13 protein-coding genes are annotated in these 16,161 nt (G+C 41.0%); 11 read left to right on the top strand and 2 right to left on the bottom strand.

Annotated elements, in window-relative coordinates; genetic code table 11:
• The first annotated feature begins 11 nt into the window (after nucleotides 1-11).
• The 4 genes from BW976_RS09765 (at nucleotide 12) to BW976_RS09750 (ending at nucleotide 4,757) form a co-directional block, all read left to right on the top strand.
• Nucleotides 12-755, top strand: coding sequence for a menaquinone biosynthetic enzyme MqnA/MqnD family protein (locus BW976_RS09765; protein ID WP_076372916.1), 744 nt, complete (start codon nucleotides 12-14; stop codon nucleotides 753-755).
• Between the two features lie 133 nt (nucleotides 756-888).
• Nucleotides 889-1,692 carry an SDR family oxidoreductase gene (locus tag BW976_RS09760; protein WP_076372914.1) on the top strand — a complete coding sequence of 268 codons (804 nt, stop codon included), beginning with the start codon at nucleotides 889-891 and terminating at the stop codon, nucleotides 1,690-1,692.
• 226 nt (nucleotides 1,693-1,918) lie between these two features.
• Nucleotides 1,919-2,401 (top strand): hypothetical protein, encoded by a 483-nt coding sequence (locus BW976_RS09755; protein ID WP_076372912.1) that lies wholly within the window; start codon nucleotides 1,919-1,921, stop codon nucleotides 2,399-2,401.
• A gap of 157 nt (nucleotides 2,402-2,558) precedes the next feature.
• Nucleotides 2,559-4,757 (top strand): bifunctional alpha,alpha-trehalose-phosphate synthase (UDP-forming)/trehalose-phosphatase, encoded by a 2,199-nt coding sequence (locus BW976_RS09750; RefSeq protein WP_076372910.1) that lies wholly within the window; start codon nucleotides 2,559-2,561, stop codon nucleotides 4,755-4,757.
• A gap of 100 nt (nucleotides 4,758-4,857) precedes the next feature.
• Here the strand turns inward: BW976_RS09750 and BW976_RS09745 are convergent, their stop codons facing one another.
• Nucleotides 4,858-6,642: a glycoside hydrolase family 15 protein gene (locus tag BW976_RS09745; RefSeq protein ID WP_076372908.1), complete on the bottom strand. Its 1,785-nt coding sequence runs from the start codon at nucleotides 6,640-6,642 to the stop codon at nucleotides 4,858-4,860.
• A gap of 516 nt (nucleotides 6,643-7,158) precedes the next feature.
• Nucleotides 7,159-8,259 (bottom strand): sialidase family protein, encoded by a 1,101-nt coding sequence (locus BW976_RS09735; protein ID WP_245834676.1) that lies wholly within the window; start codon nucleotides 8,257-8,259, stop codon nucleotides 7,159-7,161.
• 208 nt (nucleotides 8,260-8,467) lie between these two features.
• Here BW976_RS09735 and BW976_RS09730 point away from each other — a divergent pair, with 208 nt between their 5' ends.
• From BW976_RS09730 to gyrA, 7 genes are all read left to right on the top strand, one after another.
• Entirely contained in the window at nucleotides 8,468-9,358 is an 891-nt protein-coding gene (locus BW976_RS09730) for a winged helix-turn-helix domain-containing protein (RefSeq protein WP_076372902.1), read from the top strand.
• Between the two features lie 186 nt (nucleotides 9,359-9,544).
• Nucleotides 9,545-10,180 (top strand): peroxiredoxin, encoded by a 636-nt coding sequence (locus BW976_RS09725; protein ID WP_076372900.1) that lies wholly within the window; start codon nucleotides 9,545-9,547, stop codon nucleotides 10,178-10,180.
• Nucleotides 10,181-10,321: 141 nt separating this feature from the next.
• Complete coding sequence (locus BW976_RS09720) at nucleotides 10,322-10,519, top strand: cold-shock protein (protein WP_076372898.1); 198 nt, start codon at nucleotides 10,322-10,324, stop codon at nucleotides 10,517-10,519.
• 114 nt (nucleotides 10,520-10,633) lie between these two features.
• A complete protein-coding gene (locus BW976_RS09715) occupies nucleotides 10,634-11,872 on the top strand; it encodes an MFS transporter (RefSeq protein WP_076372896.1) in 1,239 nt (412 codons plus the stop codon).
• Between the two features lie 126 nt (nucleotides 11,873-11,998).
• The gene (gene hemF / locus BW976_RS09710; RefSeq protein ID WP_076372894.1) at nucleotides 11,999-12,913 is read left to right on the top strand and encodes an oxygen-dependent coproporphyrinogen oxidase; all 915 of its coding nucleotides are present in this window, start codon (nucleotides 11,999-12,001) and stop codon (nucleotides 12,911-12,913) included.
• A gap of 113 nt (nucleotides 12,914-13,026) precedes the next feature.
• Nucleotides 13,027-13,425 (top strand): hypothetical protein, encoded by a 399-nt coding sequence (locus BW976_RS09705; protein WP_076372892.1) that lies wholly within the window; start codon nucleotides 13,027-13,029, stop codon nucleotides 13,423-13,425.
• A 164-nt stretch (nucleotides 13,426-13,589) separates the two neighbouring features.
• Nucleotides 13,590-16,160, top strand: coding sequence for a DNA gyrase subunit A (gene gyrA, locus BW976_RS09700; protein ID WP_076372890.1), 2,571 nt, complete (start codon nucleotides 13,590-13,592; stop codon nucleotides 16,158-16,160).
• Nucleotide 16,161 lies beyond the last annotated feature (1 nt).

The raw sequence follows: 16,161 nt of genomic DNA, 5'->3' as shown, positions 1-16,161 counted from the left end.
AGAGCGTTTCTGTGAATAAAATAAGAATATCAGCTGTAAGCTATACCAACACCAAACCCTTTATATACGGCATCCAACATAGTGGCATTTTAGATAAAATTGAATTGAGCCTGGATATGCCCTCAGACTGCGCTCAAAAACTGATTGATGACGTGGTTGATATCGGCCTCATTCCTGTAGCAGCCACCTTGAATTTACCCCATTGGGAAATAGTATCTGAATACTGCATCGGCGCCGTTGGAGCGGTAAACTCCGTATTTATTTTTAGTAATTGCGATGTTAAGGACATCAAATACCTGCAACTTGATCCCCAATCACGGTCATCTAATAACTTGGCCCGGGTTTTATTAAAAAACTATTGGAAGGTGTATCCGGAATTGATTAAAGACGCCGACGACTACAGCGAATCAACAGAAGCCAACACCGCCTTTGTACAAATTGGCGACCGTACCTTTGGCAAAAAGAACAAATATAAATATGCCTACGATCTTGCCGAAGAATGGCAGAATTTTAAAGATCTTCCTTTTATGTTTGCAGGATGGATAGCTAATAAACCAATTCCACAAGATTTTATGAACGAGTTTAACGCGGCACTGAAATATGGTCTCGATCACCGGGCTGAACTTTTTGAGGAACTACCTATGCGGGACGATTTTGATATCCAGGACTACCTAATGCACAAGATAGATTTTGACCTTACTGACGGAAAAAAGAAAGCGCTTTATATGTTTTTAGATTATATAAAGGCATTGTAAGGAGCTACGGCCCTGTTTTTCCTATTGAAGAGACGCGTATTGGCGTCTCTTTTTGTTTACACATTTTTAACATTTTAAAACCTTATGGTATAAAATACATTGGTTATATTGAAACAATTAAATCTGTGAATCAATGAACCCATCATTAAAAGGACAAGCGGCCCTGGTTACCGGCGCCGATAGTGGTATTGGTAAAGGCGTGGCACTGGCACTGGCCGGTGCAGGTGCAAAGCTGGTCATCAACTACGCTCACAATCACGATGCTGCCGAGGCTACTGTTGCCGAAATAAAAGCAGCCGGCGGCGAAGCATTTGCCGTACAGGCCGATGTAAGCCACGAAGATCAGGTAAAAGCAATGTTTGCCCAGATGTACGCACAGTACGGCACTATTGATATACTGGTGAACAATGCCGGCTTACAAAAGGATTCCCGGTTTGTAGACATGACCCTGGATGACTGGAATACAGTGATCAGTATTAACCTTACCGGTCAGTTTTTATGCTCACGTGAAGCGGCAAGGGAATTTATACGCAGGGGTGTAGTTGAAGATCGGAGCAGGGCCGCCGGTAAGATCATTTGCATGAGCAGTGTACATGAAGTGATTCCCTGGGGAGGCCATGTTAATTATGCTGCAAGTAAGGGAGGCATCAGCATGTTTATGAAAAGTATAGCCCAGGAGTTGGCTCCGCATAAAATAAGGGTAGTAGGTATTGGGCCGGGTGCTATACAAACTCCTATTAATAAAAGTGCCTGGGATACACCCGAAGCATTGGATAAGTTACTCACCCTCATACCATATAACCGCATTGGTAAGCCCGATGATATTGGCAAACTGGCCACCTGGCTGGCATCTGACGAGGCTGATTATATAACCGGTACCACTATTTTTATGGATGGAGGCATGACTTTGTATCCGGGTTTCGCAGATAACGGTTAAATTAAGGTTAAAAAAATGTGAAAAATCGGTTTAGCTAACTGCAAACCGATTTTTTTATGCTTTTTTAAATTTACATATTGTAAATTATACACTAAGTACATTGTTAAAATTTAAATTTTTCATCATAAAAGTCATATAATTATAAAATATTCATAAAAGTTAAATTTTATTTGTCACATTGCTAATCTTAGCATACTTTTGTTATGGATTTAAAATTTAAACGAACATGAAAAAGATATTTATAACTACCGCAATTGCCGCTTTATTAAGTGTTAATGTATTTGCTGCCGATGGCGCTAAAAAAGTAGCCGATGGTGGAACTAATGTTTCATACATTGCCTTACATGGTTTTACAGTTGACTTTGCTGATGCAAAAGAAGTAAACTGGACAGTAACCAAAAATTGCCAGAAAGCTACCTTCACCATTGATGGTGTTAAGAAAACCGCTTTCTACAATCTTAACGGTGAGTTTTTAGGTGTAACTCAAAGAGTTGACGCTAAAGCTATCCCAGCAAAAACTTTAAAACAAATTGCTAAAGATTACAAGGGTTACGAAATAGGCGAGGTGATCGTTTACCAGGCTAATACTGACCTGAATGACAACATCGATCCAACTTCATACTTTGTTGATCTTAAAAACGATTCTCATGAAGTATTGGTAAGAATCACTCAACAAGCTAACCTGGAGTTTTTCCAACAAGTAAGATAATTCTAAAAGGTTTTTATAAAAAGCCATTCTGATGTTTCAGGATGGCTTTTTTATGTCACAAACTTGTTATTTTGCCATCCATTGTAACTATTAAGCAAACAAATTAGGGCTTTCTGTCTTTATTAATAAGTACAGTTTATTAATATAATTTGCAGATATGCCCAAGACCATCATTGTATCTAACCGGTTACCTATCAAAATTTCAAAAGCGGATGACGAGTATGTTTTATCGCCCAGTGAAGGAGGTTTAGCAACTGGTTTAGGTTCAATATATAAACAAGACAATAACGTTTGGATAGGCTGGCCCGGTATCGAAATCACCGAGCAGCAGGATAAAGACCATGTTTCCCAACAGTTAAAAGAACTTAGTCTCATACCCGTTTTCCTCGATCAGGAGGAGATCAACCAATATTATGAAGGATTTTCAAACGAGGTATTATGGCCCGTTTTTCATTATTATGCTTCTACATACGCCAATTACAAACAATCCAATTGGGATTATTATCAGGCTGTAAATCAAAAATTTAGAGACATCATATTAAGTATTGCCGAGCCCGGTGATATCATATGGATCCATGATTATCAGTTATTGCTTTTACCCGCTTTGGTAAGGAGTGAACTGCCGGATGTTTCCATTGGCTTTTTCCTGCATATCCCATTTCCATCGCATGAGATGTTCCGGTTGATACCCTGGAGATCTGAACTACTGGAAGGCATGTTAGGTGCAGATCTCATCGGCTTTCACACCTTTGATGATGTACGGCACTTTTTGGGAGCTACCTCCCGAATTTTGCCTGTGAATACCTCATCAAACATCATCACCATGGATGAGCGTTCTATCGTGGTGGAATCATTTCCAATGGGAATAGATGAGCAAAAGTATGCCACTTTGCCGCTACAGGACGATGTCAAAGAACAGATTGAACTGATAAAAAATAATTTTAAAGACACTAAACTCATCCTTTCTATCGATCGCCTTGATTATAGTAAGGGCATATTGCAACGCCTGCAGGCCTTTGAACTAATGCTGGAGCTTTGCCCCGAGTGTATTGAAAAAATAACCTTCTACATGATTGTGGTACCTTCAAGAGATACCGTTCCACAATACGCCCACCTGCGCGAAGAAATAGACAAAAGGGTAGGTAATATCAATTCCATATACCGTACCATGGATTGGACGCCCATCCATTATTATTATCGGTCGTTCCCTATTGAAACGCTTTCAGCATTGTATCATACAGCCGACGTATGCCTGGTAACCCCTATGCGCGATGGCATGAATCTGGTAAGCAAAGAGTATATTGCCAGCCGAACAAACAACGATGGTGTATTGATACTAAGCGAAATGGCAGGTTCTTCTAAAGAATTAATAGATGCCATCATCGTAAATCCTAATAATACCGGCGAAGTTTGCAGGGCTATATTAGAAGCTATTAGTATGCCGCTGGAAGAGCAGCAAAAACGCATGATACCCATGCGGCAGTTAGTCTCTAAATTTAACATCTCGCATTGGGTCAAAATTTTCTTTGATCGATTAAAAGAGGTTAAGCTGATGCAACGCTCGATGCAGGCAAGGCACGTAAGTTTTGCTACAGAGCAATCCATCATTAACCGGTATATCAAAACCAAAAAGCGGATCATCTTCTTGGACTATGATGGTACATTGGTAAGCTTCAAATCGAACATTGATCAGGCCAGCCCCGATGAAGAATTATATAACATCATTAACAAGCTTTCCGAAGACCCGGCCAACCAGGTAGTACTGATTAGCGGCCGCAAGCATGAAAACCTGGACGCCTGGTTTAAACACATGGATATATACCTGATTGCTGAACATGGTTCCTGGTTTAAAAGACCGGAAACCCACTGGCATAAAATAACGGGCTTGAGCGATCAATGGAAGCACGATATTTATCCTATCCTGGAAACCTATGTAGACCGCACTCCGGGCTCTTTTATCGAAGAAAAAACATATTCACTAGCCTGGCACTATCGCAAGGCACAAAATGGCTTAGGCGAGCTTAGAGCAAGCGAACTCATGAACAACTTGAAATACCTGGCCAGCGATAAAGGGTTACAACTTTTAGCAGGGGATAAGGTACTGGAAGTAAAGAATATGGACATCAACAAGGGCAAAGCTGCTTTAAGCCTAACCGAGGGCAAAGACTATGATTTTATTATTGCCTTTGGCGATGATTACACCGACGAAGATATATTTAAAGCCCTGCCCGAAGCGGCCATTACTATCAAGGTAGGCAGCAATTTATCGGCAGCTAAATTTTATCTCCGTAACCCAACAGAGGTACGTAAGTTACTCACCAGCTTTACTCAGCATACTACGGTTGAGGTTAATTGATTAGGTTGATTAGGTTGGAACTTTCACAGTTGACAAGTGTTTTATGCTTTATAAACACAATCAACTACTAACTCAATCAACCTAATCAACTAATTAATAATTACAAAAATACCGGTCTGTCTAATTTGATGGCGATACGATAGGCGGCATTCATCAAACCTACGTGACTATAGGCCTGCGGAAAATTGCCCCATTGACTGCCGTCCTGCTCATCAACATCCTCGCTGAATAACAGCAGGTGATTGGAATACTGCAGCAGATTGGCAAACTCTCGCTGCGCGTCATCCAGACGGCCAACGCTGGCCAATGCCTCCACATACCAAAAGGCACATATCAGAAAAGTGGTCTTAGGCTTTCCAAAATCATCCGTATATAAATACCTGTAAAATAATCCATTAGGTGTTCTCAACTCTTTTTCCAGTGCAAGTAAATGATCTTTTGCCTTTTGTGATTCAGGGTCAAGATAATTCATCATGATCAGTTGCAGCGTACTTGCATCCAAGTTAGAGCTGCCGGCCGAATTGGTATACACTTTTCTGATCGGGTCATAACAGCTTTCAATATGCGCAGCGGCCCGCTCTTTCAGCTCAATAGCTTTATCTATGAGTTCTTTATTATCGATAGTGCGAGCCATTTTTTCGGCAGCCGATGCTCCGGCCCACTGAAACAAATTGCTATAGCAATGAATATTTGCCATATTTCTGAACTCCCAGATCCCGGCGTCCTTTTCATCGATGGTACGGTCAATTTTATTCAGTAGCGACTCGATCCAACGGACAGAATCTTTCCGTTCCGAGAAAACAAAACGGTGATCAGTATACAGCGGGAGCAGGGAGATCATCACTTGCCCATAAATATCGTTTTGTATATGCTCATAAGCCTGGTTACCAATACGCACGGGCTGATTACCCATATACCCCTCCAGATCTGTCAAAATCTCCTCCACCAGGTTTCTTTTACCGGTTATGCCGTAAAGCGGCTGATAGCGCTCATCTTCAGAAAAAGAAATATCCGTAACATAGCTAAAATATTTCTCCATTTCCTCAAAATGCCCAATGTGGTTTAGCGCTGTGATTACATAATAGGTATCGCGCAGCCAGCAGTATCTGTAGTCCCAGTTACGACCGCTTCCCGGTGATTCGGGCAAACTGGTGGTACTTGCCGCTATAATGGCCCCAGTATCCTCAAATTGGTGTATTTTTAAAGCCAGTCCCGAACGGATCACGAATGGCTGGTAATATGTAGCGATAGATGAATGTTTGATCCAGGTACGCCAGTACTGAACAGTCTCGGCCAAAAAGCGGTCGGCTGTGGATATCAAAGCGGCCTCCAGTGGTTCTCCATAGGTTAAGGCCAGGTATTTAGTTTCATTCAATACAAAAGCCTGCTCATCAAATACATAACTAATGGGTATATTGGTGGTAAGTCGAATATTTTCCTCGCCACCCAGGTATTGTATATGGTTACTTCCCCGGTTAACGGTTAATTTTACTGCACCATATTCAGATACAGGTTCGCATTTCACAATAACCCTTGGTGAGCCTTCTATCGCTTCAATCTTCCTGATCAGCATTAAGGGTTTGTAATACCGCTGGTGTTGATAAAACCTTGGTGCAAAATCGGTAATACGGTATTTACCACCGCTTTTAGGGCTTATCTCTGTTATCAGTACATTAGTATTTTCCAGGTAATACTGTACCGAAGTATATTCACCTTCCGGGCGGATAGAAAACTCGCCGCCTTTGGCTTTATCCAGTAAACCTCCAAAGATAAATGTACTATCAAATTTGGGCCAGCAAAGCCAGTCCACATTAGTATTTTTATTAATATGGGCCAAAAAGGCGCAATTTCCAATTATTCCGGTATCGTAGGTATGTCTGCTCATGCAATTATGTGCTTAGTCAATAGGTTCAACAATATTTGCCGCGTAATGTTGAGGCAAAATTTCAAAGCCTGAAATTCAGCCTGATAAACAATTGATTTTAATTTTTGAGCCTTATTATAAAATTCAAACAACGAAGTAGGGGCGAGGGACTTTTTAAACCTCAATTTTAACACTTTTCTGATCAAAAATGGGACAAAAACGAATCAAAAACTGCTGAAAACTTATTCAAAACCATCTATTTTAACACTTTTTAACAAATTTTTGACGGGTTTTGAAAACTTTAAAAAGTATTAATTTACTGACATTCAAATAACTACATAATAAATGATCGGTTTTGGGTCTATTTTGTTCCTTTAACCAAACGGCCCCACTTACACTATTCAAAGTAAGCGGGGCCGTTGTTTGTTGTATATAAATATACAAAATATTTATGGGCTTTGCAATTGCTGGCTGGTGCATTTTCAGCTTATCTGGCGATGTCGAACCGCAACACATTATTGCTGGATTTGGAGTTTTTCAACACCCTTTATTAGGTATGGCATAAATCACATTGCCTGAAACAGATAAATTGAAGCCATAATTTCCTATAGCAGGAAGTAACAGTTTTTCCCATGTTTTGCCCATGTCCGATGACCGGAATACACCATCTGAGCGACCACATATTAAATATTTACCCACTTGTTTGATGGATGAAATATTCAATGGAGATTGAAGTAAACCTATTTTTTTCATTAATAAACTACTCCAGGAAGGCTGAAGTTCTTCACCTATTGCATTCCAGGTTTTTCCATTATCCAGTGAAATGTGTATGCTGTTTGTTTGGGTTATGGCGTTGTTTACTATAGCAGCAAACCCACCATCTATACGTTCTACAGCGATGCCAGCTCCCCCTTCACTAATCACACAATCCCAGTTTTCACCATCATCGGTCGATCTTAATATTCCCTGTGTGCTGGCAGCCAGGAGTACACCGTTTAACTCTACCATCTTCATTACCCAGCCGCTAACATGCACATATTCCCAGGTTTTGCCACTGTTAGTGGATTTAAAAAGGGCGTTGTTGGAGCCGATGAAAACTGTGCCTCCCGTAGTTTCAAAAACACTGCATACTTGTTTCTCTTTATAATTCTTGTACATCCAATCTACCGTTTTGTTAATGCGTACGGCTTGCTCCTGAAAATTGATGTACATGGGCAACCAATCACTCTTCCCGTTTATTTTTTGTAAAAACTGCCCCCTGAAATTATATGCAAATATTCCATTCCTGGCAGGGGCGATCTCACGCTGCCCATCAGGCACAACCTCTTTTGTCCAAAAGGAAGTTGTGGAATTTGGTTCATTGTGATAAACTCCATTTCCAGCACGTAAATAGAGCCCATGGTCATTTGCAAATAAACCCTGACTCCACACACCTGCTCTCCGCAAATTTTCGGGTAACCCTTCGCTAATGTCCTGCCATGTTTGTCCGCCATCGGCAGACCTCAAAACGATGGCTACAGGCGCTGATTTAGTTTTTTCTATTGCTTTTTTCACTGCTTTCTTTTCTTTCAGTACAAAAGAATTTAGTAGAAATAATACCACCAGGGTAGTCGGAACAAACACAAATAATCTTTTCATTTTTTTAATTTTCATTAGAGTAAATTGTTTTTTAAAGGATATGAAGCTATCATGAGCTGTTTTTACTCGTTCTGGTTTGTGAACCTTTAGCTCATGATGGTTTCATATCCTTTAAATTTGATTCAGCAAATCTACTTTGATGTTTTTCGGCCGGAGGAATTTGGATTGTAAATAAAATTGTAAACTTTGTAAATAAAATATTGACACTATGCACCTTAGCCAAAATCTCCTCTCCGGGAAACGCAAGTATCTACTCGCACTGATACCACTGGCGTTTATCTCTGTAATCTGCGTGGCTTTCAGTATCACCGGCAGTAACGATTTTGATATGGCAAGAAGAGAGATTTTGCTCCGCAGGATCGGACATGAGCTGCTCTTACAATCGGGCGACAATAAATCAAGGGTGCTTCCGGTAAAAAAGATCGCAGAAAATGAATACCAGATCAGGTTTGAAAATGATCTGACTTTTCAACCGGACTCTCTGGTGAATACTACCCAGCGTTTGTTGGCCAAAGACCCACTCGCAGGTGATTATGTTGTTAACGTTCTGAACTGTGGTAACTCCAGTGTAGCCTATGGATACGCTATATCCAAAAATAAAAAAGATGATATTGTACCATGCAAGGGCAGGAAGCAACCCAGAGCCTGTTACATGATCAACATTAAATTTAAACCGGCAGGCTTAATTACAGTAAAGAACGGATATCTCCTGGGCAGCCTGCCATTTTTAGCACTTGTTGGTTTCATTTTTTTGAGATCTGCTAAGCCCCGGAAAGCTTTACCTGAAGGTCAGTATACTGATATGTTAACTTTTGGCTCGGTGTTGTTCGATGCGAAGAACAGGAAGCTGATCATAAACGGAAAAACAATAGACTTGACCGGAACGGAAACCCGTGTACTGCGCATTTTCGCGTTATCTCCTAATGAGATCATAGAGCGAAGCCGGCTGCAAAAAGAGATATGGGAAGATGAAGGTGTTATTGTGGGGCGGAGTTTGGATATGTTCATATCAAAACTTAGAAAAAAACTGGAACTTGATCCGAATGTGAACATTGTTGTTATACGCGGCAAAGGATATAAGCTTGCAATCAACCCTTAAGAAGAATCTCCCTGCGCAAAATTGATCTTATTAAAATTCAATCTGGCATTACCTATCACCAACCTATAAATAGGCTCATCACATTATTCTGTAAATTTTCACCAGTTTACACTTTTTACATTTTGATTTATCAAACAATGTATAGTAACTTAGTAGTCATTTATTTTTATATAAAACAACATAGTCATGAGTTTACGATTAGGCGATAAAGCCCCCAATTTTCAGGCAAAAACATCAGCAGGTGATATTGATTTTTACGAATACCTTGGCGACAGCTGGGGCGTGCTCTTTTCGCATCCCGGCGATTATACACCGGTTTGTACCACCGAGCTGGGCAAAACCGCCGCGTTAAAAGATGAATTTGCCAAACGTAATGTAAAAGTATTGGCACTAAGCGTAGACTCGGTAGAATCGCACCACGGCTGGATAGGGGATATCAACGAAACACAAGGCGTAGAAGTAAACTTCCCGATTATTGCCGACGAGGATCGCAAAATTTCCGAAGCTTATGATATGATCCACCCCAATGCTTCTGTTAACGCCACGGTAAGGTCGTTATTCATTATCGGTCCGGACAAAGCGGTTAAGCTCATCATTACGTACCCGGCATCAACCGGTCGTAATTTCCAGGAGATACTACGCGTGATTGACTCCTTGCAATTAACCGCCAATTATGGTGTAGCAACACCGGCCGATTGGAAGGACGGAGAAGACGTAGTTGTGGTACCGGCCATCAAAACAGAGGACATCCCGGCCAAATTTCCAAAGGGTTATAAAGCTATAAAACCCTATTTAAGGATAACTCCACAACCAAACAAATAATTTTATTTGGTTTATTAATAATTTTATATATTTGGGAAAGGTGGATTTATCTATTCCTTCTGATTATTAAAACCATTTTATTTTCAGTTTGGCTTTAGTATTAATCTTATAAACGAATTTTTTTTAATACGAATTATAATTATGAAAACTGGAAAAGTAAAATGGTTTAACACACAAAAAGGTTATGGCTTCATCGTTACCGAAGACGGTAAAGATCTTTTTGTACACTTTAAAGACGTGCAAGGCGGCGTAAACGCCATTAAAGATAATGACGACGTAACTTACGAAGTGGAAGAAGGCAGAAAAGGACTACAGGCTGTAAACGTAAAAAAAGCATAGTTTAACCAAAATTCTTAAAAAAAGACCTCTGCATACACAGGGGTTTTTTTATGTTTAAATTTTTGATTTTATATAATTCTGCTACTTTAGCCGTTCAAATACCTATAAAAACTTATGACAACCGCTACAGCTACCTCTGCCAAGGCCACCAGGAACATGATATTCCTGGTTCTTGTTGCTTCACTTGGTTATTTCGTTGACATTTATGACCTGCTTGTTTTTTCAATTGTACGCATAAACAGTTTAAAGGATATTGGTTTAAGCGCCCAGGAAATTACAAGTAAAGGGCAATTTATTATCAATGTTCAAATGCTTGGTCTGTTGCTTGGTGGTATTCTGTGGGGCGTTATCGGGGATAAACTGGGGCGTATTAAAGTGCTCTTTGGTTCAATCCTATTATATTCCATAGCCAATTTTGCCAATGGACTTGTGCATGATGTAAACACCTATGCATTGGTGAGGTTTATAGCAGGCCTTGGTCTTGCAGGTGAGCTGGGAGCTGGTATTACGCTGGTAAGCGAAACTTTAAGTAAAGAAAAAAGAGGTTACGGCACTATGATAGTTGCTGTTATCGGCTTGTTTGGCGCTACTGCTGCCTATATGGTTGCTAAGTTTGGCTGGCGAAACGCCTACTTTGTGGGCGGAGGATTAGGTATTCTTTTACTGCTACTGAGAATAGGAACTTTTGAATCCGGAATGTTCAAGAACATAGAGCAAAGCAAGGTGACGAAAGGAAATTTCTTTATGCTTTTCACCAATTGGGGCAGGTTCAAAAAATACATTTTCTGTATACTGATAGGTGCACCGCTGTGGTATGTAGTAGGGGTACTGATCAGCTTCTCTGACCAGTTTGGAATAGCATTGGGCGCCAAAACAATTATAAAACCAGGTGATGGTATTTTTTATAGCTATATAGGCATAGCGGTTGGCGATATTTTCGCTGGTTTGCTGGCTCAGGTCACCAAATCAAGAAAATTAGCTATGGCGATTTTTCTGTTATTATCCCTGGTAAGTGTATACTTCTACCTGAGTGCTACAGGTATTACCCCCGCGCGTTTTGCATGGCTCAGCTTCTTTATGGGCTGCACTGTTGGTTATTGGGCTACTTTTGTTACCATTGCTTCTGAGCAGTTTGGCACCAACATCCGTTCAACTGTTACTACAACGGTACCCAACTTTGTTCGGGGCTCACTTATTCCAATAACGCTGGCATTTAACGCCTTTAAAGTAAATTATGGCGTTATCACAAGCGGGTATATCATGATGGGGATATTAACCCTGGTCGCCTTACTCTCATTAAGTCAGCTCAAAGAAACATTTGGCAAAGATCTGGATTATGTGGAAATAAGCTGATGTTGAGAAAAGTATCAAGTAGCTAGTATCAAGTATCACGACTTTTGAAAAGCATATTTATAAACTACCAGAAATCTTGATACTTGATACTAGCTACTTGATACTAAAAAAGTATTTTTACATCTTATGATTAGCAAAGAACAAATAGCTACCGATTACCAGCAAATACAGGACGAGATATGCGCGGCGCTGGAGTTAACCGACGGCAAGGCAAGGTTTGAAGAAGAAAAATGGGAACGTGAAGGCGGTGGCGGCGGGCGTACACGCATCATTCAAAACGGTAATATATTTGAAAAAGGCGGTGTGAATTTTTCTGCCGTGCATGGTCAGCTACCCGAAAATATGAAAAGAGCTCTGCAGGTAGAGTCTGACGATTTTTTTGCAACCGGTGTATCTATTGTGATCCATCCAAACCATCCTATGGTGCCCATCATCCACATGAATATCAGGTATTTTGAAATGCCATCGTCATTTGGAGGCGAACAGCAGCCAATAAGATGGTTTGGCGGCGGTATCGATCTTACACCTCATTACATTGTTGATGCTGATGCCCAATATTTCCACAGTGGCGTTAAAGCAGTTTGCGATACCTATTACCACGATTTTTATCACCGGTTTAAACTTTGGGCCGATGATTATTTTTATATCAAACACCGTAACGAAACCCGGGGTATAGGCGGCATATTCTATGACCGTTTAACCGCCAATGAGGAGTTGTCATGGGATAGCATCTTTGAGTTTTCAAAAGCATTGGGGCGGTCGTTCATACCCATTTATACCGAACTGGTTGATCGTAACAGAAACGCAGCCTTTACCGAAGAGCAGCAGCTATGGCAATACCAGCGCCGAAGTCGTTATACCGAATTTAACCTGGTATATGATGCCGGCACCAAATTTGGTCTGGAAACCAACGGACGTATCGAATCTATACTGATGAGTTTGCCGCCTACCGCTAAATGGCTCTATAACTATCAGCCAGTAGCAGGCAGTGAAGAAGAAAGAACACTATCTTTACTCAAAAAAGGTATTAACTGGGCCTAATAATTAGTATCAAGTAGCTAGTATCAAGTATCACGACTTCTAAACGTGATATTGAATATTGCAAAAAATCTTGATACTTGATACTAGCTACTTGATACTCCAAAATAGATACCATGAAAAAAGCGATCTTCCCTTTATTACTGACAACCCTGTTTTGCGCGTTCACTCCTAATAAAAGTCCGTTAAGAGGTATTTGGGAGTATAGGGGAGGGCTTTTCAATGGCAAACAGGATACTGTATCTACCAGCTATAAATTGCAGCGTACGTATGACGATCTGCATTATCAGGCCAAAGTAATTGAAAAAGGACAAAAAACTTTTATTTACGAAAAGGGCGATTACCGGTTACAATCCGATACTTGTTTTGAAACACAAATCTATTGTAACCAGCCATCCAAACTATTAGGCAAAACTGTAAAATACAGCTATAAAATTAGTAATGATACACTTAAATTACTGACTACCTTACCCAATGGTAACAAGATCGAAGACCATTGGGTTAAAGTAAAATGATATACCTCCTGTAACGTTAATAAATTAGCCTGTGTGCATAAAATCCATGTGCATATTATTGCCAAAAATGGCTCAATAACCAACTATTTTCTTAACTTCGCAGGTCGTTTAAAAAACACTTTTTAACGCGCAATTATAAGAGAAGATTCCACAAATTAATAAAAATGGCCGAAGGAACAGAAAACGATAATTCACACAAGGAAGACAGGATAATTTCGATAAATATTGACGAGGAAATGCGATCGGCTTACATTGATTATTCAATGTCGGTGATTGTTTCCAGGGCATTACCCGATGTCCGCGACGGATTAAAACCCGTACACAGACGTGTTTTATACGGCATGCTCGACCTGGGTTTAAATAATAACAAGCCCTATAAAAAATCTGCCCGTATTGTAGGGGAGGTGATGGGTAAGTATCACCCGCATGGTGATAAATCTGTATACGATACTATGGTACGTATGGCCCAGGAATGGAGCTTACGCTACCTGCTGGTGGAAGGCCAGGGTAATTACGGATCAATTGATGGTGACGAGCCTGCGGCTATGCGTTATACAGAGGCCCGCCTACAAAAGCTAGCTGAAGAGATGCTGGCCGATATCAATAAGGATACCATTGATTTTCAATTAAACTTTGACGACTCGCTACAGGAGCCAACTGTATTGCCATCCAAATTCCCCAACCTGCTGGTTAACGGAGCATCCGGTATCGCGGTAGGTATGGCTACTAATATGGCACCGCACAACCTGTCGGAAGTAATTGACGCTACCATAGCATTAATTGATAACCGCCAGATAGAGGTTGCTGAGTTAATGAAATATGTTAAAGGTCCGGATTTTCCTACAGGTGGTATCATCTATGGTTTTGAGGGACCGCGCGAAGCGCTGGAAACAGGTAGGGGCAGGGTAGTGATCCGCGCCAGGGCCGAAATTGAAACACATGGCAGCGATCGTGAACGCATTATAGTTACCGAAGTGCCTTACCAGGTAAACAAGGCTCTGATGATTGAGCGTACCGCCGACCTGGTGAATGATAAAAAGCTGGAAGGTATATCATCCATCCGGGACGAATCAAGTCGTGAAGGTATCCGTATAGTTTATGAAATTAAACGGGAAGCCAATGCAGCTATTGTATTGAATAACCTGTTCAAATATACCGCGCTGCAAACATCGTTCAGTGTAAACAACATCGCGCTGGTTAATGGCCGCCCGATGATGCTTAACCTGAGAGATCTGATTCACCATTTTGTGGAGCACAGGCACGAGGTTGTTGTACGCCGTACCAAATTTGAACTTTCCGAAGCAGAAAAACGGGCCCATATATTAGAAGGCTTATTGATTGCCCTGGATCACCTGGACGAAGTAATTCGCCTGATACGCGCATCTCAAACACCTGACGAAGCCAGAGAAGGCTTGATGAGCCAGTTTGGTTTATCTGACATACAGGCCCGTGCTATATTGGATATGACGCTGCGCCGGTTAACCGGACTGGAACGTGATAAGATCAAAGATGAGTACGCGGAGTTAATGAAGCTGATTGATTATTTAAGATCTATTTTAAATGACGAAGGCTTAAGGATGCAGATCATTAAAGATGAGCTGTTAGAAATAAAAGATAAATACGGGGATGAGCGCAGAACAGAAATGGTTCACTCATCGGCCGAAATGCAAACGGAAGACTTTATTGAGGATGAGGATGTGGTGATCACCATATCGCGCGAAGGTTATATTAAACGTACACCTTTAACCGAATATCGTCGTCAGGGCAGAGGTGGTAAAGGCTCTCTCGGCAGCAACAGCCGCGATGCCGATTTTATTGAGCACCTGTTAGTGGCATCAAACCACAACTATATGTTGTTCTTTACCGAGTCGGGGCAATGTTACTGGCTCCGGGTATTTGAAATTCCGGAAGGTACCCGTACCTCAAAAGGACGCGCTATCCAGAACATCATCAATATCCCTAAGGAAGAGAACATCAAGGCTTATATTAAACTCATCAGCCTTAAAGACCAGAACTACCTGGAGAATAACTTTATTATCATGTGTACCAAGAAAGGTACCATCAAAAAAACATCGCTGGAGGCCTACTCACGTCCGCGTGCCAATGGTATCAACGCCATCAACATTAACGAAGGTGATTCATTACTGGAAGCAACCTTAACTACAGGCACCAGCGAAATAGTAATGGCATTACAATCGGGTAGGGCCATCCGCTTTAATGAGTCGACTGTTAGACCGATGGGACGTACCGCTACCGGTGTTCGTGGTATATCATTGGACAGTGATAACGATGAAGTGGTAGGCATGATCAGTATTGATGATGCCGAAACAACGGTTCTGGTAGTATCTGAAAAAGGTTATGGCAAACGTACCGATATTGACGACTACAGGGTAACCAACCGCGGTGGTAAAGGTGTAAAAACTTTAAATATTACCGAAAAAACCGGAAACCTTGTGGCCATAAAAGGTGTTACAGATAAAGAAGATTTGATGATCATCAACAAATCGGGCATTATTATACGTATTGCGATTAGCGAGCTGAGAACCATGGGCCGTGCCACACAGGGTGTTAGATTGATTACTTTAAAAGGTAATGACGAGATAGCATCTGTTGCCAAAATTGAGCATGACGAGGATGAAGAAGCGGAACTGGATGAAAATGCAGTAAATGGTGCCGGCGATGGTGATGACGCAACTGATAACAGCGAAGAATCAACTACCGAAACTACTGAATAAA

It is taken from the genome of Mucilaginibacter lappiensis (assembly GCF_900155965.1).
GTDB classification, from domain to species: Bacteria; Bacteroidota; Bacteroidia; order Sphingobacteriales; family Sphingobacteriaceae; genus Mucilaginibacter; species Mucilaginibacter lappiensis.
Note: the sequence above shows the minus strand (reverse complement) of the source record. Positions and strands in the feature narration are given on the sequence as shown.